The 19,438-nt window shown below is 71.5% G+C and carries 17 protein-coding genes and 1 tRNA gene; 6 read left to right on the forward strand and 12 right to left on the reverse strand.

Going from position 1 to position 19,438, the window contains the following annotated elements:
• The first annotated feature begins 37 nt into the window (after nucleotides 1-37).
• The 3 genes from glpK (at nucleotide 38) to PJ985_RS15850 (ending at nucleotide 3,997) form a co-directional block, all read left to right on the forward strand.
• Nucleotides 38-1,630, forward strand: a complete 1,593-nt coding sequence (gene glpK, locus PJ985_RS15840) for a glycerol kinase GlpK (protein WP_271684407.1) — start codon at nucleotides 38-40, stop codon at nucleotides 1,628-1,630.
• 113 nt (nucleotides 1,631-1,743) lie between these two features.
• Entirely contained in the window at nucleotides 1,744-2,841 is a 1,098-nt protein-coding gene (locus PJ985_RS15845; protein ID WP_271684408.1) for a hypothetical protein, read from the forward strand.
• A 139-nt stretch (nucleotides 2,842-2,980) separates the two neighbouring features.
• On the forward strand, nucleotides 2,981-3,997 hold the full coding sequence (locus PJ985_RS15850; protein ID WP_271684409.1) for a PAC2 family protein: 1,017 nt from the start codon (nucleotides 2,981-2,983) through the stop codon (nucleotides 3,995-3,997).
• Between the two features lie 41 nt (nucleotides 3,998-4,038).
• Here the strand turns inward: PJ985_RS15850 and mshC are convergent, their stop codons facing one another.
• The 5 genes from mshC to PJ985_RS15875 all read right to left on the reverse strand — a co-directional run bounded on the left by mshC (nucleotide 4,039) and on the right by PJ985_RS15875 (nucleotide 8,869).
• Complete coding sequence (mshC, locus tag PJ985_RS15855) at nucleotides 4,039-5,268, reverse strand: cysteine--1-D-myo-inosityl 2-amino-2-deoxy-alpha-D-glucopyranoside ligase (protein WP_271684410.1); 1,230 nt, start codon at nucleotides 5,266-5,268, stop codon at nucleotides 4,039-4,041.
• 143 nt (nucleotides 5,269-5,411) lie between these two features.
• Complete coding sequence (locus tag PJ985_RS15860; protein ID WP_271684411.1) at nucleotides 5,412-6,272, reverse strand: SCO1664 family protein; 861 nt, start codon at nucleotides 6,270-6,272, stop codon at nucleotides 5,412-5,414.
• Nucleotides 6,233-6,826: a DUF3090 domain-containing protein gene (locus tag PJ985_RS15865; RefSeq protein ID WP_271684412.1), complete on the reverse strand. Its 594-nt coding sequence runs from the start codon at nucleotides 6,824-6,826 to the stop codon at nucleotides 6,233-6,235. Before PJ985_RS15865 ends, PJ985_RS15860 begins: the two co-directional genes overlap by 40 nt.
• A 144-nt stretch (nucleotides 6,827-6,970) precedes the next feature.
• A complete protein-coding gene (locus PJ985_RS15870) occupies nucleotides 6,971-7,660 on the reverse strand; it encodes a histidine phosphatase family protein (protein ID WP_271684413.1) in 690 nt (229 codons plus the stop codon).
• Between the two features lie 159 nt (nucleotides 7,661-7,819).
• Nucleotides 7,820-8,869, reverse strand: coding sequence for an LLM class F420-dependent oxidoreductase (locus PJ985_RS15875; protein WP_271684414.1), 1,050 nt, complete (start codon nucleotides 8,867-8,869; stop codon nucleotides 7,820-7,822).
• Nucleotides 8,870-8,933: 64 nt separating this feature from the next.
• On the opposite strand from PJ985_RS15875, the gene PJ985_RS15880 reads away from it, so the two are divergent.
• The gene (locus PJ985_RS15880) at nucleotides 8,934-11,192 is read left to right on the forward strand and encodes a helix-hairpin-helix domain-containing protein (RefSeq protein ID WP_443033498.1); all 2,259 of its coding nucleotides are present in this window, start codon (nucleotides 8,934-8,936) and stop codon (nucleotides 11,190-11,192) included.
• Between the two features lie 77 nt (nucleotides 11,193-11,269).
• Here PJ985_RS15880 and PJ985_RS15885 read toward each other — a convergent pair whose 3' ends face one another.
• Nucleotides 11,270-11,938 (reverse strand): hypothetical protein, encoded by a 669-nt coding sequence (locus PJ985_RS15885; protein WP_271684416.1) that lies wholly within the window; start codon nucleotides 11,936-11,938, stop codon nucleotides 11,270-11,272.
• 47 nt (nucleotides 11,939-11,985) lie between these two features.
• Here PJ985_RS15885 and PJ985_RS15890 point away from each other — a divergent pair, with 47 nt between their 5' ends.
• Nucleotides 11,986-12,174, forward strand: coding sequence for a DUF5703 family protein (locus PJ985_RS15890; protein ID WP_271684417.1), 189 nt, complete (start codon nucleotides 11,986-11,988; stop codon nucleotides 12,172-12,174).
• Nucleotides 12,175-12,250: 76 nt separating this feature from the next.
• Here the strand turns inward: PJ985_RS15890 and PJ985_RS15895 are convergent, their stop codons facing one another.
• From PJ985_RS15895 to PJ985_RS15905, 3 genes are all read right to left on the reverse strand, one after another.
• On the reverse strand, nucleotides 12,251-13,030 hold the full coding sequence (locus PJ985_RS15895; protein ID WP_271684418.1) for a chaplin: 780 nt from the start codon (nucleotides 13,028-13,030) through the stop codon (nucleotides 12,251-12,253).
• A gap of 144 nt (nucleotides 13,031-13,174) precedes the next feature.
• Nucleotides 13,175-13,405 carry a chaplin gene (locus tag PJ985_RS15900; RefSeq protein WP_271684419.1) on the reverse strand — a complete coding sequence of 77 codons (231 nt, stop codon included), beginning with the start codon at nucleotides 13,403-13,405 and terminating at the stop codon, nucleotides 13,175-13,177.
• 141 nt (nucleotides 13,406-13,546) lie between these two features.
• Nucleotides 13,547-14,866 carry a M20/M25/M40 family metallo-hydrolase gene (locus PJ985_RS15905; RefSeq protein WP_271684420.1) on the reverse strand — a complete coding sequence of 440 codons (1,320 nt, stop codon included), beginning with the start codon at nucleotides 14,864-14,866 and terminating at the stop codon, nucleotides 13,547-13,549.
• Nucleotides 14,867-15,028: 162 nt separating this feature from the next.
• Between PJ985_RS15905 and PJ985_RS15910 the strand changes: the two genes are divergently transcribed.
• Nucleotides 15,029-15,113 (forward strand) — tRNA-Leu (locus tag PJ985_RS15910).
• 231 nt (nucleotides 15,114-15,344) lie between these two features.
• Here the strand turns inward: PJ985_RS15910 and PJ985_RS15915 are convergent.
• From PJ985_RS15915 to PJ985_RS15925, 3 genes are all read right to left on the reverse strand, one after another.
• Nucleotides 15,345-17,021: a CotH kinase family protein gene (locus PJ985_RS15915; protein ID WP_271684421.1), complete on the reverse strand. Its 1,677-nt coding sequence runs from the start codon at nucleotides 17,019-17,021 to the stop codon at nucleotides 15,345-15,347.
• 132 nt (nucleotides 17,022-17,153) lie between these two features.
• The gene (locus PJ985_RS15920) at nucleotides 17,154-18,065 is read right to left on the reverse strand and encodes a polyphosphate polymerase domain-containing protein (RefSeq protein ID WP_271684422.1); all 912 of its coding nucleotides are present in this window, start codon (nucleotides 18,063-18,065) and stop codon (nucleotides 17,154-17,156) included.
• The gene (locus tag PJ985_RS15925; protein ID WP_271684423.1) at nucleotides 18,062-18,661 is read right to left on the reverse strand and encodes a DUF4956 domain-containing protein; all 600 of its coding nucleotides are present in this window, start codon (nucleotides 18,659-18,661) and stop codon (nucleotides 18,062-18,064) included. Before PJ985_RS15925 ends, PJ985_RS15920 begins: the two co-directional genes overlap by 4 nt.
• Nucleotides 18,662-19,438: the final 777 nt, after the last annotated feature.

Consider the following 19,438-nt stretch of genomic DNA (forward strand, 5'->3'; position numbering starts at 1 on the left):
CTCGTCCGGCGGACGCCGCCCCCTCAGGAGCCACCACATGAGTGACACACACGACCCCGCTTCCTCGATCACTCCCCACGGGTACATCGCGGCCATCGACCAGGGCACGACCTCCAGCCGCTGCATCATCTTCGACCGGAGCGCCCGGATCGTCGCCATGGAACAGAAGGAGCACGAGCAGATATTTCCCCGGCCCGGCTGGGTCGAGCACGACGCCTCCGAGATCTGGGCGAACGTCCAGGAAGTGGTGGCCGGCGCCATCGAGAAGGCCGGGATCGCCCGGGAGGACGTCAAGGCCGTCGGCATCACCAACCAGCGCGAGACCACCCTGCTCTGGGACCGGAAGACCGGCGAACCGGTGCACCACGCCGTCGTGTGGCAGGACACCCGCACCGACCAGCTGTGCCGGGACCTGGGGCGCAACGTCGGCCAGGACCGCTTCCGCCGGGAGACCGGACTGCCGCTGGCCTCCTACTTCGCCGGCCCGAAGATCCGCTGGCTGCTGGACAACGTCGAGGGCCTGCGCGAGCGCGCCGAACGTGGTGAGCTGCTCTTCGGCACGATGGACTCCTGGATCATCTGGAAGCTCACCGGCGGTGCCGACGGCGGCCGGCACGTCACCGACGTCACCAACGCCTCCCGCACGATGCTCATGAATCTGCGCCGCCAGGAATGGGACGAGCGGATCCTGCAGTCCATGGAGGTGCCCGCCGGCCTGCTGCCCGAGATCCGGTCCTCCTCCGAGGTGTACGGCCATGTCAAGGGCGGCGCCCTCGACGGAGTACCGGTGGCCTCCGCGCTCGGCGACCAGCAGGCCGCGCTGTTCGGGCAGACCTGCTTCGCCGAGGGTGAGGGGAAGTCGACCTACGGCACCGGCACCTTCCTTCTCATGAACACCGGTGGGAAGCCCGTCAACTCCTACCGCGGGCTGCTGACCACGGTGGCGTACCGGATCGGCACCGAGCCGCCCGTCTTCGCGCTGGAGGGCGCCATCGCGGTCACCGGCGCGCTCGTGCAGTGGATGCGCGACCAGATGGGGCTGATCACGACCGCGGCCGAGATCGAGACGCTGGCCTCCTCGGTGGAGGACAACGGCGGCGCGTACTTCGTTCCTGCGTTCTCCGGGCTGTTCGCACCGTACTGGCGGTCCGACGCACGCGGCATCATCGCAGGCCTGACCGGCTACGTCACCAAGGCGCACATCGCCCGGGCCGTCCTGGAGGCCACCGCCTGGCAGACCCGGGAGATCGTCGACGCGATGAAGAAGGACTCGGGCGTGGAGCTCGCCACGCTCAAGGTCGACGGCGGGATGACGTCGAACGACCTGCTGATGCAGAACATCGCCGACTTCCTCGACTCCCCCGTGGTGCGGCCGGAAATCCCCGAGACCACGGTGCTCGGCGCCGCGTACGCCGCCGGACTCGCGGTGGGCTTCTGGTCCAGTACCGAAGAGCTGCGGGAGAACTGGCGCGAGGACGCCCGGTGGCACCCGCGGATGGACCCGGCACGGCGAGACCGCGAGTACCGCAACTGGCTCAAGGCGGTCCAGCGGACCATGGGCTGGATCGAGGACGAGCCCGAAACGCCGGAGAAGGAGCCCGAGCAACAGCCCACACCGGGTGAGAAGTGACCCCTGGGCGGGAGCCCGCCGCAGCTGTCCACCGGACCGCCCGGCGGCCGGACCTCGGGTGAACCGGTGCCCATGGCCAACCCCCCGCTCGTATGGAAGAGTGCCCCGCACGCATGCCGGGGCGAGCGGGGGTGACGGGCCGGATGCAGGTGAACGCCGCACGGCGCAGCGCGGTGGGCCGGCTGCTCCCCGCCCGCCGCACCGTGCGACTGGTCTCCGGCACGCTCGCCCTGCTGCTCCTGATGCCCTTCATCATGCTTCTGGTCTTTCTCCGGGCCATGTACGGGGGGAGCCCGGACCCGCAGGCACACACCCGTGACCGTGACGCGCTCTGGCTGGGTCCCGCCTGGGTCGACGGACGGCACGACGAGACCGATCTCGCCACCCTGGCCGCGCGGCTGGACGGCACGGGCGTCCGCGACGTGTTCGTGCACACCGGCCCGCTCTCCCACGACGGGACGCTGCCCGCCGGCCGGTCCCCACGGGCCCGTTGGCTGACCGGCGCGATGGCGGAGCAGCTGCCCGGTGTCCGGGTCCAGGCGTGGCTGGGCACGGTGCCCGCCGGGGACGAACACCCGGGGGACGGTCGCCTGCGGCTGGACGACACGGAAACCCGTGGGAACGTGGTGGCCGGCGCGCGGCAGGTGCTGGAGCTCGGCTTCGACGGGATCCACTTGCAGGTCGACGGGGTGCGTTCCGGCGATCCCGGCTACCTGGAGCTGCTGGAGGACCTGGGTGCCGCGCTGCACGAGGTCGACGCGGTGCTCTCCGCCACCGCCCACCAGATCGAACCGCTCCCCGCGCTCCACACGGTCGCCGCTCCGGTGGCCGACCGTCCGAAGTGGTGGGCCCAGAGCTACTTCCGCGAAGTCTCCGAACGGGTCGACCAGATCGCGGTGCCGGGCCACGACGCCGTGACCCCGTTGGAGAGCCTGTACGGCGGCTACGTCGCACAGCAGACCGAACTCGCACTGCAGGTCACCCCGCAGGACACCGATCTCCTCATCGGTCTGCCGTTCCTCCACGAACGGGATCTGCTGCACCGCGCCGAGACGGTGCCGTCAGCCGTCCGCGGCGTACGGCTCGGCCTGAGCCGGGAGGACATCCTCCGCGAGCGCTTCGGCGTGGGGCTCTACGTGGATTACGCGGCCACGCCCGGCGACTGGCTGGCCTACCGCCGGGACTGGGTCGGACCGGCCGCCCCGCCTTAGCGGCGGCACACCCGTCACCGCCCTCAGGCGTACGAAGGCTGCGGGCTGGGCACGGTCACGCCGTAGGCTTGGCTCCGCACGGAACAGATACAGCAGCCGGGCCGGAGAACCGCTCCGTCCGGCCGGAAGGAGGCACTGGGTGATCGAGCTCGAGGGTGTTCCCGAGCTGGTCGACCCGGTCATGGTGGCCGCGTTCGAAGGCTGGAACGATGCCGGTGACGCCGCCTCCGCCGCGGTCGCACATCTCGAGCGGGAATGGAAGGCCGAGGTCTTCGCTGCGCTGGACGCGGAGGACTACTACGACTTCCAGGTCAACCGCCCGACCATGTGGCTGGACGGCGGCAGCCGCCGGGTGACCTGGCCGACCACCCGGCTGTCCGTGGTGCGGATCAGCGCCGAGGACGGCGGGGGCCGGGCCCGTGACCTGGTGCTGGTGCGCGGCATCGAGCCGAGCATGCGCTGGCGGTCGTTCTGCAACGAGATCCTGGCCTTCGCCCATGAGCTGGGCGTCGAGATGGTCGTGGTCCTGGGCGCGCTGCTCGGGGACACCCCGCACACCCGGCCGGTGCCCGTCACCAGCGTGACCTCCGACGACGGCCTGGCCCGCACCATGAACCTGGAGGAATCCCGGTACGAGGGCCCCACCGGGATCGTGGGCATCCTGCAGGAGGCCTGTGCCCATGCCGGCTTCCCCGCGGTGAGCCTGTGGGCCGCCGTTCCGCACTACGTCTCCCAGCCCCCCAATCCCAAGGCCTCACTCGCGCTGCTGCACTCCCTGGAGGACCTGCTCAAGATGCCGGTGCCGCTCGGGGACCTCGGGGAGGACGCCCGCGCCTGGCAGGTCGGAGTGGACCAGTTGGCCGCCGAGGACAGCGAGGTCGCCGAGTACGTCCAGTCCCTGGAGGAGGCCCGGGACACCGCGGAGCTGCCGGAGGCCTCCGGCGAGGCCATCGCCAAGGAGTTCGAACGGTATCTGCGGCGACGGGGCGACGCTCCGGGCCCGGGCGGGGCGCCGTCCTCGTCACTGCGGGAAGCTCGGGACCGGGACGCCGAGGCCGGGCATGCCCGGCCGTACCGGCAGGCGCCGGGCGGTGATGCCGACCCGCCGGACGCACCGGGCTCCCCGGATGCCGGCGACGGCGGAAGGCCGGACTGAGGGGCGGGGCCGGGCCGGGAGACTCCGGCCCGGCCCCGTTCTCAGAGCGCCACGCCGAGCAGGGCGTCAGCCGCCCGGGACGCGACACCGGGAGCTCCGGGGTCCTGGCCCCCGGCACGTTGCTGGAGGGCCGCCCAGCGGTCGAACGCGGCGAGTGCCGCCGGGGCATCGAGATCGTCGGCCAGCGCCGCGCGGATCTCGGCCAGCAGGCCGTCGGCCGACGGCCCGTCCGGACGGGAGACGGCTGCCCGCCACCTCCCGAGCCTCCGGACCGCCTCCTCCAGTACGTCATCGGTCCACTCCCAGTCGGCCCGGTAGTGGTGGGCGAGCAGCGCCAGCCGGATGGCGGCCGGATCGGTGCCCGCCCGGCGCAGCGCGGAGACGAGGACCAGGTTCCCCTTGGACTTGGACATCTTCTCGCCCTGGTAGGCGACCATCCCGGCGTGCACGTAGGACTGCGCGAAGGGGGCCTCGTCCGTCAGCGTCCGGGCGTGCGAGGCACCCATTTCGTGGTGCGGGAACACGAGGTCGGATCCGCCGCCCTGGATCTCGAAGCCCATGCCGAGGTACTCCAGCGCGATGGCCACGCACTCGATGTGCCAGCCGGGGCGACCGCGGCCGAGCGACCCGCCGTCCCAGGACGGTTCGCCCGCCCGGGCCGCCGTCCAGAGCATGGGGTCGAGGGGGTTCTTCTTGCCGGGGCGGTCGGGGTCACCGCCCCGCTCCGCGGAGAGCAGCCGCATCATCTCCTGGTCGTAACCGGAGACCTCCCCGAAGTGCGCGTCGGCCTCCACGGAGAAGTAGATGTCACCGTCGACCTCGTAGGCCGCTCCCAGCTCCCGGAGCCGCTCGACCGCCGGCACAATCCGCGGTATCGACTCCACCGCTCCGATGAAGTGCCGCGGGGGGAGCATGCGCAGTGCGGTCATGTCCTCGCGGAACAGCGCGGTCTCCCGTTCCGCGAGCGCTGTCCAGTCCTCACCGGTGGCGACGGCCCGCTGCAGCAGCGGATCGTCGATATCGGTGACGTTCTGCACGTAGACGACCTGGCGCTGAGTGTCGAGCCACACCCGCTGCACGAGGTCGAACGCGGTGAAGGTGGCCGCATGCCCCATGTGGGTGGCGTCGTACGGCGTGATGCCGCACACATAGAGCCGGGCGACGGAGCCGGGGTTCAGGGTGACCCGCCCGTCCGTCGCGGTGTCATGAATCCGGAGGTCAGGCCCCTCGCCGGGCAGGGCGGGGACCTCGGAGGCTGGCCAGGCATGCATGCCCCGAGCCTAACCGCCGGGCCCGGTGACATCGACACCGCCCGAACCGGCCAGTGTGGCCGGAAACCGCGGGCTGGCGCCTGCCGGTCCGCGCCCTTCCCGGTGCCGGACCGCTCCGGCCGGACCGTCGGCACCGCGCGGGCTCAGACCGGTGGCCAGGGAATGGCGGGCCAGTCACCACCGGGAAGCGGGTGACGGCCGGTGGCCAGCAACCCGGCGGTGCGTCCCCGCAGCGCGGCCAGCTCGGCCGGGCTGAGCAGCGCGGCCAGTCGGCCGGCCGGCGCGCGTCCGGCGGCCAGTGCGGCGTCGAAGCCGCGCAGGGCTTCCAGAACGGCCCCGGGCAGCGGCTCGCCCGCCCACCCCCACAACAGAGTGCGCAACTTGTTCTCGGTGTGAAAGGTCACACCGTGGTCGATGGCGTGCAGCCGTCCGTCCGGGCCCGGCAGGAGGTGGCCCCCCTTGCGGTCGGCGTTGTTGATCACCGCGTCCAGGGCGGCGAGCCGGCGCAGCCGCGGGTCGTCGGCGTGCACGAGCAGCGCGGTCCGCCCGGCGTCGAGCCGGGCGTGCCCGACCGCCTTCCATCCGGGCCCCGGCTCGTCGCCCTCGACCAGAGCCAGCAGCCCCTCGGTCTCCTGCCGGGCGGCCGACACCTCCGCGGGGTCCGCGTCAGGGGTGGGTCCGACCCAGAGCTGGCACATCCCCTCCCCGTGCGGGCCGTCGCGCAGCACCGTGAGCGGCACCAGGTCCCAGCCCAGCGCCCGGCTGACGGTGTGCGCGGCGACCTCCCGCCGGGCCAGTGAGCCGTCGGGGAAGTCCCACAGCGGACGCTCCCCCGCGACAGGCTTGTAGACGCAGGGCGCGGATCGGCCGCCGAGCTCCACAGTGGCGTAGAGCACCGCGTTGGAGGCGTCGGGGATCCTCCCGTGCACCGTCAGCTCTCCGTGGGTCAGGAGCTCCTCGTCGGTTACGCCGGTCCGCGGCGGTACCCGTTCTGGCGCGGGCATACGTGTCCCTCCGGGTCGAGCGGCAGGCTGCACAGCGGGCACGGGGGCCGTCCGGCGTTCACGACTTCCTGAGCGCGTTTGGCGAAGGCCCGGGCCATAGTGCCGCTGAGGCGCACCCGAAGCATCGGCGGGCCGTTCTCGTCGTCCCGCAGGAGTTGCTCCTCGGCCTCGGCGAACTCCTCCTCGGAGTCGGCCTCGAGCTCGACCAGAGCCTGCGCCTCCACGATCATGCGCTCCCCGTCCCCGTCCCAGGCGAGCGCCATGGTCCCGACCCTGAACTCCTCCTCCACGGGGGTCTGGAGGGGAGCGGTGTCGGTGAGTTCGGCCGGCGCGACGGCGGGCACCGTGGTACTTCCGCCGGACCGGCGCACGACTTCGTCCAGGAGCTCGTCCATGCGCTCGGCGAGGGCCTCGACCTGTGCCTTCTCCAGGGCGACGCTGGTGGTGCGGACGGCGTCGGATGCCTGCAGGAAGAAGGTACGGCGGCCAGGCAGCCCGACGGTTCCGGCGACGAACCGGTCCGGAGGGTCGTAAAGGTAGACCTGACGGGACAACGTACTGCTCCCTGGAGATCGATTACTGAGTCACTGGCACCCTACTGCGGGTGCCGGGCACCGCACCCGCACGGTATGGCCGACCGGTCTCCGTGGGCCGTGGCTCCGGGCCCGGCGTCACGGGCGAAGGCGACCGGCACGGCACTAAGCGCCGCCGCCGACGGCCGCGTCTCCCCGCTCGGGTGTTACGGCTCCTGCGAGGTCCGGGGCGAGCCCGCCCAGTTCCCCCGTGTCGCCGAGCCGCAGCAGGAAGGGCCGGTCAGTGGTGTAGCGGATCGCGGTGACCGACGCCGGGCCCGCGGCAATGCGCTGGAAGAGGTCGAGATGGAGACCGAGGGCGTCGGCCACCAGCGACTTGATGATGTCGCCGTGCGTGCACATCAGCCACAGGGCGTCGGGGCCGTGGTCGCGCTCGATCCTCCCGGCCCATTCGCGGGCGGCGTCCACTGCCCGGTGCTGCATGGCGCGCAGCGACTCACCGCCCGGGAAAACCGCGGCTGACGGCTGCCGCTGGACGGTGCTCATCAGCGGTTCCTCGGCCAGCTCGGCCAGCTTGCGGCCGGTCCACTCCCCGTAGTCGCACTCCACGATCCGGTCCTCCGCCCGCACCGGCAGCTCCGGACGGGCGGCACGCAGCGGCTCGAGTGTCTCCCGGCAGCGCTGCAACGGACTGTGCGCGGCGGCAACCAGCGGCACTCCGGACAGCCGGCCGGGAAGCGCGGCGGCCTGTTCGGCCCCGAGCTCGTCCAGTCCGACTCCGGGCGTCCGCCCGGCGAGCACACCCGCGGAGTTGGCGGCGGTCCGGCCGTGCCGGACGAGCAGGAGAGTGGGCATGCCCCTCAGCCTACGGGTCCCCGCCCGGGCGCCCCCCGGGCCGCCGCGCGACCGCGCGGGGACCCGGGGCGGGGCACCGGGTGACGGCCGTGGCCGAGTGGTGTCCCGACACGCCACGGGTCTGGTGTTCCGGGCGCCCGAGCAGCCCGGGAAGCCGGGTCAGGCCAGGCCGGCCCGCTCCAGCGCTTCGACTCCCGCGCGCAGCCCGGCGACCCGCTCCTCCAGGGTGAAGCCGGCGGGAGCCAGGGACAGGGTGGTCACGCCGGCCTCGGCGTAGGCCCGCATGCGGTCGGCGATCCGCTCCACCGGCCCGATCAGCGTGGTGGAGTCGATGAACTCCAGGGGCACCGCCGCGGCCGCGCCGTCCTTGTCGCCCGCCAGGTACTTTTCCTGGATCTCGGCCGCCGCCTGCTCGTATCCCATGCGCTGGGCGAGCTTGTTGTAGAAGTTCTGCTTCCGGCTGCCCATACCGCCGAGGTAGAGGGCGGTATAGGGCCGGAAATGGTCGGCCATCGCCGGAACGTCGTCACCGACGGCCATCGGCACGGTCGGCACGACATCGAACCCGTCCATGTCCAGCCCTGCTTTGGCACGGCCCGCCCGCACCGATCCGAGAGTGGTCTCCTCAGCGTGCTCCGGCGCGAACAGGACGAGCAACGCGCCGTCGGCGATCTCCCCGGTCTGCTCCAGGTTCTTCGGACCGATGGCGGCGATGTACAGCGGGATCCGCTCCCGGACCGGATGCACGGTGAGCTTGATGGGCTTTCCCGGACCGTCGGGCAGCGGCAGAGTCCAGTGTTCCCCTTCGTGGATGAGCCGCTCGCGGGACATGGCCTTGCGGACGATCTCGACGTACTCACGGGTGCGGGCGAGCGGCTTGTCGAAGCGCACGCCGTACCAGCCTTCCGACACCTGAGGTCCGGAGACACCGAGGCCGAGCCGGAAGCGGCCGCCGGACAGCGAGTCGAGGGTGGCGGCGGTCATCGCCGTCATGGCCGGCGCCCGGGCCGGGATCTGGAGGATTGCGGCGCCGACGTCGATGCGTTCGGTCTGGGCGGCCACCCAGGACAGCACCGTCGGCGCGTCGGAGCCGTAGGCCTCGGCGGCCCAGCACACGGCGTAGCCGAGCCGGTCGGCCTCCTGTGCGACCGCGAGATTGTCCGCGTCCATCCCGGCACCCCAGTAGCCGAGATTGATCCCGAGTCGCATGATGACTCCTCTTCTACCGATCGGTAACCTATGTGGTCCCCCGGACTCTAGCCTGCGGCCGAGCCTGCGCTCAACGGACCCGGGCCCCCACGACCCTGCGGGGCGGCTCGCGGCCACCGGCTCAGCACGTGCTCGTCCGGGCACGGGCACCTGCCCGGCAACGTGCCCCGACACCCGGAGCGCGCACCGCGGACCAGCGGGAGGACCCCTGTCGGTGGCGGAGCTTAGTCTTCCCCCTAGATCCGCCCGGCGCCGGACGACACGTCCGCCCGGCGCACCGCAATTCCGACCAGGACTGGAGCTCGCTGTGACCACCGAGAGCGAACCGGCACCGGGCTCCGGCACCGGGCGTGCGGAGCCGGCCGTCCCCCGCAAGCAGGCAGTGGCGCAGGAGCAGGGCCCGCCCGGGGACCCGGGAAGGCCCGCCGAGGCAGGGCCTTCACAGGACAGGGCCGAGGCGTTGCGTGCCGCGGTACGAGCAGTGGAGAGCGGGGAGCAGCCCGCGGCGGCCTTCTTCAGCCGTCCCGAGCCGCCCCCCCGCCCGCAGCCGGTCTCCGGGCCCTCCGCCCCGGGGCCGGTCCCCGAAGGACTGCCCGCGCTGCTGAGCGCGGGCGGCGCGCCCGAGTCGCTGGCCGGGGCGGTCGCGGCAGCCCTGGGCGAGCAGGCCGAGGCGCTGCTGCGCTCCGACCCCTGGCAGCTGCTGGCGGTCGCCGGCGTGCGGCCGGAGCAGGCGGATGCCTTTGCCCGGGCCCTGCTGGGCCCGGAGTGCGGCCCGGGGGACGCGCGGCGGGCACAGGCACTCACCGTCTGGCTGCTGGAACGGGCGGCCCGGGCCGGCCACACCGCCGTGGAGCCGGGGGCCGTGAGCCGGGACTTGGCTCAGCACGCCGTGCCGGACCCCGACGCCGCGGTGCGCGAGGCGATCGAGTCGGGGGCGGTACTGGTACTCCAGGACCCGCTGCCCGGCGCCGCGGAGGCCGGTGGCCCCGGGGGACCGGAGACGGCGGACGGGCAGGAGGAGCCCGCCGGGCCGTCTGTGCGCCTGCTCCTGGGGCTCGACCGCTACGCCGTGGCCGAGGAGTCACTCGCCGACGGCCTGGCCCGGCTCCGCAGTACCTTCTCCCCTCCGTCGGAGGAAAACGCCGCGGCCTGGGAGGCGGCCGCCGAGGCTGCCCCCTCACCGTCCGCCGCCGAGCTGATCAGAACGGTTGCGGGCAGCCCTGTGGTGGTGCACACCGGCGGGGAGGCCGCCCGGGCCGAGCCCGCCGCGCTGGCCACCGCGGCCGGCCGGCTCGGCCTGCGGACGTGTGCCGCCGCGCACACCGAGGACGGGCGCCACCGCCTCGTGGCAGCTCTCTCCTCCGGAGAGGGGGAGGAACCCTGCCCGGCGGTGACCGTGAGCGGCCTGCTCGCCGGCCGGGAAGGCCCCGGGCGGGACGAGGAGGGAGCGCTCGCTCTGGACCTGCTGATCGTGCTGGACGCTCCTCAGCTCTCCGCCGAGGATGCTGCCGCCCTGGTGGAATCGCTGCCCGATGAGGCCCGGCTGGTGCTCAGCGGGGACCCTCACGTGCTGGGGTCGGCCGGAGCCGGCCAGGTGCTGGCCGATGTCCGCGCTTCCGGAGCCGCACGGCGAGTGGTGTCCCGCACGCCTGACCCCGGTCCCGTCGGGGAGCTCGTCTCCGGGATCGCCGTCGGGGAGCTGAACCGGGTCGAGGCGCCGGAGAAGGAGGTCGTCACCGTGCCCGTGCGCGATCCGGGAGAGGCCGTGCACCGGACGGTGCAACTGGTGACCGAGTCGATTCCCCGGGCTTTCGGGGCCGCGGCCGGCGACATCCCGGTGATCACCCCCGGGCACGGTGGCGCGGCGGGCACCAGGGCTCTCAACGCGGCGCTGAAGGAGCGGCTGAACCCCGGTCCGGGGCGGTTCGGGGGCTTCGACACCGGGGACCGGATCAGCTACTCCCCCGCGCCCGGTCATCTCCGGCCCGGCACGGTGACCGGCGCGGACAGCACCGGGCTGCAGCTGGACTGCGGGGGCCTGCAGATCAACGTGGCCCCGGAGCGGGTAGCCGGAACGGTGCGGCACGGCTGGGCGCTGACCGCCCACCAGGCCGTCGGCCATCGCTGGCCGGCCGTGGTGGTGGTACTTCCCGGGGACGCCGGGCCGGCCCTGGACCGCTCCTGGGTCTACACCGCGTTCAGCCGCGCCGAGCGGCACCTCTCCGTGGTGCAGGGCGTGGGGCCCGAGCTGGCCCGGGCGGTCACCGGGGCCGCGTCAACGGCCCGGACGACCCGCCTGCCCGCCCTGCTGCCCCCGCCCTGAGCCCGGCAGGCCCCGGACATCCGCGACGTGCGGGGAAGCCGGGGCCGCGCTCCGCCGGCCGCGGCATGGGCGGCGGATCAGAGCGGGCTTTTCGGGTCCTCCTCGTCGAATGCCTCACTGACGTCGAACCGGCACACCACGCTTTCCGGGTCGATGCCCTCGAACGGCGCGGCCAGCCACTCCCCCGGCTCCGGCCGGTCCTCGCTCGCCACCACCCAGGTGGTGGCGTCGCCCTCCTCCAGGCCGAACTCCTGGTGCCGGGTGGCGATCTCGTCAGGCTCGAACTCGCCGAACAGCACGCCGAGGGCGGCGTACATGCTGTGTCCGGCGGCCTCAGAGCCGCCGGGCTGGTCCACGGCGCTTTCCGGATCGAGCGCGGTGACACGTTCGGCCTGCGCGAGCAGCCGCCGCTGGTCGACCACGGCGTAGTCACGGCGGATGAGAACGCTGAGTGTCTCCGGATCCTCGGGCCCCGTGTACGCGGTGGTGGCGTCGGTGCCCGGCACCTCGAACGGGGTGACCTCGTCGTAGACGTCGTACAGCAGTTCGTCGTACACCTCACCGGCGGCAGCCAGCTCGTTGAACGCGGTGAACACCTCGCCGTCCGCCCGATCGGCGGCATCGACGTCGGTATCGGCGGTGGAAGCGCGTCGTTCCACGGCTTCCAGGTGCCGGTCGAGCGCCTGCTTCAGCGCCTCGGCGGCGGCTCGGACCTCGGCAGCGGTGCGCTGCACAGCATCAGACATACCTCAGACGGTATCGGCTTCCGGGCCTTGCCCGCACAATGGGAGCGATGCCGGAATACGAGTTTCGCGATGTGTACGTTCCGCGGGGGGTGTCCCGCACCGCCACGACGCGTCTGCTGACCGACCATGCGGAGTACGGGCACTGGGAATTGGCCCGGGTTCGCCGGTATCCCGACGGCAGCCGACGGGTCCGCCTGAGACGGCGGATCATCCGTCAGGTCCGGGCCACCTGGTGACGCCGCACCGGCCCCGGACAGCCTGTGGCGTGCGCCCGCCGGTCGCGGACTCACGCCACAGGGACACCGGGGACGATCAGCCCTGCTGGACCGCCCGGGCACGCCGGTAGAGCACGGCACCGCCGACCAGCAGACCTGCCGCGATCGGCAGGGCGGCGCCCAGCTCGGATCCGCCGGTCTGCGCCAGCTGCGCCCCGGTCTCGGCGGCCGGGGCCGCCGCCTCCTGCGGCTCCTCAGGAGCCTCTTCGGACTCCTCAGGAGCCCCGGGTACGGTCGGCTCCTCCGGCACCTCGGGAGCCTCCGGCGTCTCGGGAACTTCCGGGACCTCAGGAACCTCCGGGACCTCCGGGACCTCCGGGACCTCAGGGACCTCCGGGACCGGCGGCGTCGGCGGCGTCGGCGGCGTCGGCTGGCCCGCTTCGTTGACGCAGGAGTTGCCGTACGCCGGGTTGAGCGCACCTGCAGCGTCCACGGAGTTGCCGCAGACGTTCACCGGCACGTGCACCGGCGCCTGGATGACGTTGCCGGAGCCGATGCCCGGCGAGTTCTGAGCCGTCCCCTCAGCCGTGGCGCCTCCCCCCTGGGACGGCTGCTCCACGGCGTCACCGCCACCGCCGGTGTTCTCGCAGTTGTTCCCGAATGCCGGGCTGAGCGCACCGATCACGTTGACCGTGTTGCCGCAGACGTTCACCGGCACGTGCACCGGCGCCTGGATGACGTTCCCCGACAGTACGCCCGGCGAGTTGGCCGCGCTGCCGTACGCCTGGGAGTCCGCGTGCGCGGTGCCGCCCGTGATCGCGAGCACGCCCCCGGCGGCGGCTACGGAGATCAGGCCCTTTCTGGTGACCTGTCGCATGGTTGTTCCCCTGCCTTGTTGCCTCGTGGAGGCGGAGCGGGCCCTCGGGGCGCCCTGCTCCGCCGTAGAACCGGGCGGTCCCGGAGCGCAGGCACGCACTCCGGGACCGTCCGTGGTCAAGCCCTCGTGAAGTGGGGCGACGCGTCAGAAGTTGACGCAGGCGTTGCCGAATGCGGGGTTCAGCACTCCCGCTCCGATGGTGTTGCCGCAGTCGTTCAGCGGCACGTGCACCGGCGCCTGCACGAGATTGCCGGAGAGAATGCCCGGGGAGTTCACAGCAGCTCCCTGGGCGCCCGCGTCGGCGACGGCGACGCCGGCGCCCGCGAGCACCAGACCGCCGGTGGCAGCCGCAACGGCGACGACCTTCTTGATCATTCTTCCTCCTCATTGACAACCGCGATCCCAGCCGGGGACCGCACCACGACCAACGAAGGCGGAGGGACGAAGCTACGACCACACCACAGGGTTCACCCTCCCCGGTGAATGTCGTGCATCAGTACGCATGCTCGCTGAGGCTCACGACTGCTCGATGAAGCGGTCCAGCACCCGCACCCCGAACTGCAGTCCGTCCACCGGAACCCGTTCGTCGACACCGTGGAACATTCCGGCGAAGTCCAGCTCCGGCGGCAGCTTGAGTGGTGCGAACCCGAAGCTGCGGATGCCGAGGTCGTCGAAGGACTTGGCGTCGGTGCCGCCGGAGAGCATGTACGGAACGGCCCGGGCCACCGGATCCTCGGCCTGCAGCGAGGACTGCATGGCCGCGACCAGATCCCCGTCGAAGGTGGTCTCCAGGGCCTTGTCCGCGTGCACGTCCTCGCGCCGCACCCGCGGACCGAGAATCCGGTCGAGGTCGGCGAGGAACTCCTCCTCGTACCCCGGCAGGAAGCGCCCGTCCACATGGGCGGTGGCCTGCCCCGGGATCACATTGACCTTGTATCCGGCATCCAGCTGCGTCGGCGCCGCGGTGTTCTGCAGCGTGGCGCCGATGATCTTCGCGATACCGCCGAGCCTGGCGAGGGTCTCCTCCATGTCCTCCGGATCCAGCTCGGTGCCGAGCGCGTCGGAGAGCTCGTCGAGGAAGGACCGGACGGTCTTGGTGACCCGGACGGGGAACTTGTGACGGCCCAGCCGCCCGACGGCCTCGCACAGCTCGGTGACGGCGTTGTCGTGGTTGGTCATCGACCCGTGGCCGGCCGTGCCGTCCACCGTGAGCCGCATCCAGTGCATGCCCTTCTGCGCGGTCTCGACCAGGTACAGCCTCAGGTTCTCGTGCACCGTGAAGGAGAATCCGCCGACCTCACTGATCGCCTCGGTCACCCCCTCGAACAGGCCGGGGTGGTTGTCGACCAGGTACCGCGCACCGTGGGTACCGCCGGCCTCCTCGTCCGCCAGGAAGGCGAGCACGATGTCACGCGGAGGCTTCCGGCCGGTACGCATCCGGTCCCGGACGACCGCGAGGGTCATCGCGTCCATGTCCTTCATGTCGACCGCGCCGCGGCCCCACACGCATCCGTCGGCGATCTCCCCGGAGAACGGGTGGTGCGTCCAGTCCGCCGCGTTGGCGGGAACGACATCGGTGTGCCCGTGGATGAGCAGCGCGGGACGAGAGGGATCGGCACCCTCGATGCGGGCGACGGTCGAGGCGCGGCCGGGCTGCGATTCGAAGATCTCCGGCTCGAGTCCGACCTCGGCGAGCTGCTCGGCGACGTACTCGGCCGCCGCCCGCTCCCCGGGCCCGGAGCTGTCACCGTAATTACTGGTGTCGATCCGGATGAGATCACGGCAGAGGTCGACGACCTCGCGCTCCGCGGTGCTGCTGCGGTCCGGGTGGCTCACACTCGCTCCTCATGCTGGGGTCACGCTGGGTCCGCCCATCCTGCCCCCTCTCCGGCCACGCCCCAAGGTCTGCGGCTCCCGGGGCGGGTGATCACCGGCTCCCGGACTTTGCTATGGTTTCCCCCGTTGCCACGGTCCGGTCGGCCCGGCGGCACACACCCTGTCCGGGTGGCGGAATGGCAGACGCGCTAGCTTGAGGTGCTAGTGCCCTTTATCGGGCGTGGGGGTTCAAGTCCCCCCTCGGACACTCCTGAAGACCCCCACCGAGCTGGGGGTCTTTCCTTGCTGCCGGAGGCCCGCGGGGACCAGCCCGTGAACGACCTCGATTTCGGGATCAGGGCACCACGAGGGGCCCGCTGCCCGGGGGGTATTCCTGCTGTCTCGGCCCGCCCGGAACGGGTCGCGGCGGCGCACGGGAACCGGCGGCGGCACCGGGTGTGCCGCCGCCGGTCCGCTCAGGCGGTGCCGGATCCCGGCATCACTCCGGGGCCCGGGCCACTCCCCCGGTGGGGCGCCATCCGGAGGAGTCGAGCCAGGCGGCCCGCTGGAACGTCCAGTCGCGCAGGTACTGGACCTGACCCTGCCACGTGTTGGCGGTCGGGGTGATGAACGGACCCACCATCCAGTCGGTGAGGTTCGGCCACTTCTGGAAGTTGCGCTGGGCGCCGTTGGCCAGTGGCGCACTCAGCTGGTTGATCCGCTGCTCCAGTTGGCTGTTCGACAGGACGCCCTGACGAAGCTCCCGCCAGCGCGAGTCGACGCGCTGCTGGAACGACGGGTCGTCCATCAGACGGTTGACCCAGTCATTGGCGATCGGCTGCCGGACCTGCTCGAACTGCCAGCCGTGCGCGTGCGTGTTGTTGAAGTACCCACCGGTGCCGAAGGTCAGGTCGTAGTCCCACAGCGGTCCGGCAACGAGCTTCTCCCCCCGGTCCTTGTGGTAATACGCACTCCGGATGTAAGCGTCCATGTCCCGCGACAACTCGTGAATGATGATCATGTCAACGAAGGAGTCGACATCGATGTAGGCGGGGTAGCCGGTCTGCGGATCGGAGGGGTTCGGGCCTCGCAGAGCGTTGCTGAACTCCAGGAGGTACTGGGCGAGATAGGTCTCCTGCTCGGGCTGGAGCGTCTTCGGCCGCTTCACCTCCAGGTCCTGCCAGCAGTTCGCCGGGGCACCGGGGCAGCGGAGGATCGGCTCATCGGCCGCGAACCACTCGAACTTGAAGAGGTAGCCGCCGGTGACCTCCGGGTGCTGGGTGTCGTTCTTCCCGAGCTTCGCGATGTCCAGCCGGTCCGGGCCGTCCTTGACGGTCTCGGTGAGCATGTAGACGCCCTGGTAGTCGTCGGAGCCCATCGGCTGGCCGTCAAGATTCAGGTACAGCTCGACGAACTCGTAGCGTGGCGCCGCGAGTCCCATGGCACGGCCCAGGTCGAAGACGAGGGCGTCCCGGATCAGTGCCTTGTCGGTGAACGGCCCGCGCAGCACCCAGTCGGCTTCGGCCGGCATGCCGAGCACCGGGTAGGCGGCGTCCTTGTCGTTGTTGTTCCACAGCTCAAGACGGTAGGGCGCCTTGGGAAACTCGGACGAGGACTGCCCACGCAGGCGAAAACCGGCCCGGGTGGCCACCGCGGGGTCCGCCGAGATCGAGGTGGTGCCCGCCTGCGGCTCCATGATCATGGTGGCGACGTCCTCGTACTGCCGGCCGGGCTTGCCCCCGCCGTAGGCGTCCATCACCAGGAGCGGCATGTCGTGAGTGGCGTCGAAGGAGTGAGCGATGTACACCGCCGTCCCGGGATCCCCGGCGGCCTGTCCGCTCGCGAACGCCTGGGCGCGCAGCTGGGTGGTCGTCGTGAACTGGAGGGGCGAGCCGGAGTACACCTGCGAGGAGGCAGTGGGCAGCTCCCCGTTGGTGGTGTAGCGGATCTCCGCGTTGTTCACCTGGGTGCTGAGGGAGACGGACATCTGTCCTTGGAAGGTCCCGCTCGGAACGGAGAAGGTGATGTCCCCCGTCAGATCGTCGGCGGCGGCCGACGAGGCCTCGTCCGTGGCGGCGGTCGCCACGGTGGACGGGCCGACGGCGGACGCCGCCGCCTCGGAGGGGATGCCGGACGGCGGGGCGGGATCTGCGCCCGCACCCGTGAAACTTGCCATGAGGAGGAAACCTGCGGCGAGTAAGCTCACCGCACTCAACCGTGTCTTGCGCACAGTGCTGCACCTCGATTACGTGACGCGACGAAGGCAGGCGTGGAGCCCGCCATGGACCTGTACTGCACGTCGAACGGGTCACCTGCGGCTGCCGCCGGCCAGTGCCTCCTCCTGGCATCTGTCCGCGTCGAGCGAGCCATGGGCCTGGGCACCGGAGAGGGGGGATCCGGAGGAGCCCGGGACTGCCTCGGCCGGGAGGTTCACATCGGTGACGGGGCGCCGGGCATCCGGGGGGAAGTTCCGTCGCAGTGTGCGCTGCCACCGGGTCGCGGGCAGGTCGGGGCGCAGGGCTGCCAGGCCGGTCGCATATTTGGAGATGCGGCTGGGCCGGTACCGGTGGCGCCAGAGCAGCCGGTCGACGGGGGACGCCGTGGAGCCGGTCTTGGTCTCCACCACCGCCATGTCGGGCAGGTGCATCTCGTGGTCACCGTCCCGCCAGCGGAGCCCGGTATCAATGGTGACCCGGCTCCCGGAGTCCGGCAGGTAAAGGGTCGTGCGACGGTACCGGGTGGTCAGGGTCGGGACAAAGGTGAGCCGCGCGCTGCCGGGAATGTGGTGCTCGGCCAGCGTGGTGTCGACGAACTGGCGCCCGGGCGCCAGATCATTGTCATTCTCCAGCGCGTACGGCAGCCGCCGCTTGACGGTGCTCCCCCGCGACCCGCAGACCTTCACCTCCAGCCAGCACTCGCCCGACTGCTCGTAGACACGGGTGCGAATCTTGAACCGCCTGCGCCGGCGGTACGCGGTCAGCAGGTAGCTGTCCAGGCCGGGCGTGTCGAAGTACAGCGAGCGGTAGGCGAAGCTGCGCGTGTCATCGATCTCCAGGACCCGGGTCCCGGGAGGGAGCCGGCCGAGCAGAGCGTTGACCGAGGCGGCCGGCAGCACGTACTTGCGGTCCACGCGGGTCTGGAGCATTGCGCACTCGAGGAGCTCCTCCAGACCGATCGGCGGAAGGCTGTCCAGTGCGGTGTCCAGCGGTGCGGCACTCACGGCCTCATCACCCCCATGGAGGCACTGTGCCCGGCAGGGACCGCATCGGGTTGTGCCGAGGGGCCGGGCTTGGAGGTACCCCCGCCGGGGGTGACGCGGTAGCGCACGTCCACCACGGTGGTGTCGTTCACCAGGTCGACCCGCTGGACGAGGGCCGAGTGGACCCGGGCGCCCAGAATGTGCTCCAGGTGGGACACCAGCGCGGTGTGCACCGGGAAGGCGGTGTCCAGCACCATCACCTGTCGTCGGTAACTGCGGAGCATCCGCGGGTGGTCACCCACGAACAGCACCACCAGGATCAGCGCCATCAGCCCAGCGGATCGCCAGAGGTTGCCGGTCTCCACTCCGCCGAGGATGCCCAGTGCCAGCGCGGAGAAGTAGTAGGCGACTTCGTGCTGGTCCAGCTCCGTGGAACGCAGCCGGATGATCGACAGCACACCGAAGAGGGCCAGCCCCAGGCCGAGTCCGGTGCTGCCGTTCCCCGCACTCAGCGAGCTGGCCACCGCGACCACGCCGACGTTCACGCCGAGATAGGCCACTACCAGGTCCCGGCGGCGGTGGCGTGGGAAATACAGGCCGAAGACAAGGAGGTTCACAGCGACGATATTGCATGCAAATAAGGCGAGTTGCGCCATGTGGAATCCTTCCGGTGGTGTGGGGTATCCGCCCGGTGAACCAGCGCTGGCCCGTTGGTTAATGAAAGGTAAATGTGACCCCACTGGTACCGCCACTCACTTCCGGTCACTTCCGGTCGTTTTCGGTCGGCACCCGCCATGCATGTCCCGGAGACCTGAACACTCACCGGAGGGCGAGCCGACCCACGCGTGCCGGCCCCAGAGCTTGAGCACGGCAAAGACGCAGCTCAACAGGGTTGATCAGCGGGCATACAGTCGACTCTTCACCACGGTCGCCGACCAGATAATTACCGGAACTTTTCCGGTAGAGGGAGCGTCCCGGTACTGAACGGGATGCCACGGCACCTCCCGTGACCACGGCCCCCGGGAGCCTCGCAAGACCTCCGCCGGACATTTCCCCGTCTCGATCTCTGCAAGCACCGCTCACCAGGCCAGCAGCAGGTTCCTCGCGCACCCCCGGGCCGGCCGCCTGCCGACCGGCACCTGGCGGCGGGACCGAACGTTTCCGGAGCTCGCACCGTCAGCACCCGGTCCCGGACGAATGTCCGGAAAGCACTCCGGGTCCCGTCCCCAGGGGCCCTCCGCAGGCAGTATGTCCGCGGACAGCTGTAGCCCTTCGCCCCCGGCGCAGCACAGCGGCTCCGCGCCAATACACCCTCGACACAGTGCGGTTGACCGCCGTACCCACGCGATTCTTCTCGGACGTTCATGCGAGACTGCATCTCCGAGCTGACGGGA

This window comes from Streptomyces sp. ACA25, assembly GCF_028200735.1.
Classification (GTDB): domain Bacteria; phylum Actinomycetota; class Actinomycetes; order Streptomycetales; family Streptomycetaceae; genus Streptomyces.

What these genes read in the sequence shown, in the direction of transcription:
- glpK (WP_271684407.1), top strand. Translation starts at nt 38, where the DNA reads ATGAGTGACACACACGACCCCGCTTCCTCGATCACTCCCCACGGGTAC.
- PJ985_RS15845 (WP_271684408.1), top strand. Translation starts at nt 1,744, where the DNA reads ATGCCGGGGCGAGCGGGGGTGACGGGCCGGATGCAGGTGAACGCCGCA.
- mshC (WP_271684410.1), bottom strand. Translation starts at nt 5,268, where the DNA reads ATGCATGCCTGGCCAGCCTCCGAGGTCCCCGCCCTGCCCGGCGAGGGG.
- PJ985_RS15860 (WP_271684411.1), bottom strand. Translation starts at nt 6,272, where the DNA reads ATGCCCGCGCCAGAACGGGTACCGCCGCGGACCGGCGTAACCGACGAG.
- PJ985_RS15870 (WP_271684413.1), bottom strand. Translation starts at nt 7,660, where the DNA reads ATGCCCACTCTCCTGCTCGTCCGGCACGGCCGGACCGCCGCCAACTCC.
- PJ985_RS15875 (WP_271684414.1), bottom strand. Translation starts at nt 8,869, where the DNA reads ATGCGACTCGGGATCAATCTCGGCTACTGGGGTGCCGGGATGGACGCG.
- PJ985_RS15885 (WP_271684416.1), bottom strand. Translation starts at nt 11,938, where the DNA reads ATGTCTGATGCTGTGCAGCGCACCGCTGCCGAGGTCCGAGCCGCCGCC.
- PJ985_RS15890 (WP_271684417.1), top strand. Translation starts at nt 11,986, where the DNA reads ATGCCGGAATACGAGTTTCGCGATGTGTACGTTCCGCGGGGGGTGTCC.
- PJ985_RS15895 (WP_271684418.1), bottom strand. Translation starts at nt 13,030, where the DNA reads ATGCGACAGGTCACCAGAAAGGGCCTGATCTCCGTAGCCGCCGCCGGG.
- PJ985_RS15900 (WP_271684419.1), bottom strand. Translation starts at nt 13,405, where the DNA reads ATGATCAAGAAGGTCGTCGCCGTTGCGGCTGCCACCGGCGGTCTGGTG.
- PJ985_RS15915 (WP_271684421.1), bottom strand. Translation starts at nt 17,021, where the DNA reads ATGGCAAGTTTCACGGGTGCGGGCGCAGATCCCGCCCCGCCGTCCGGC.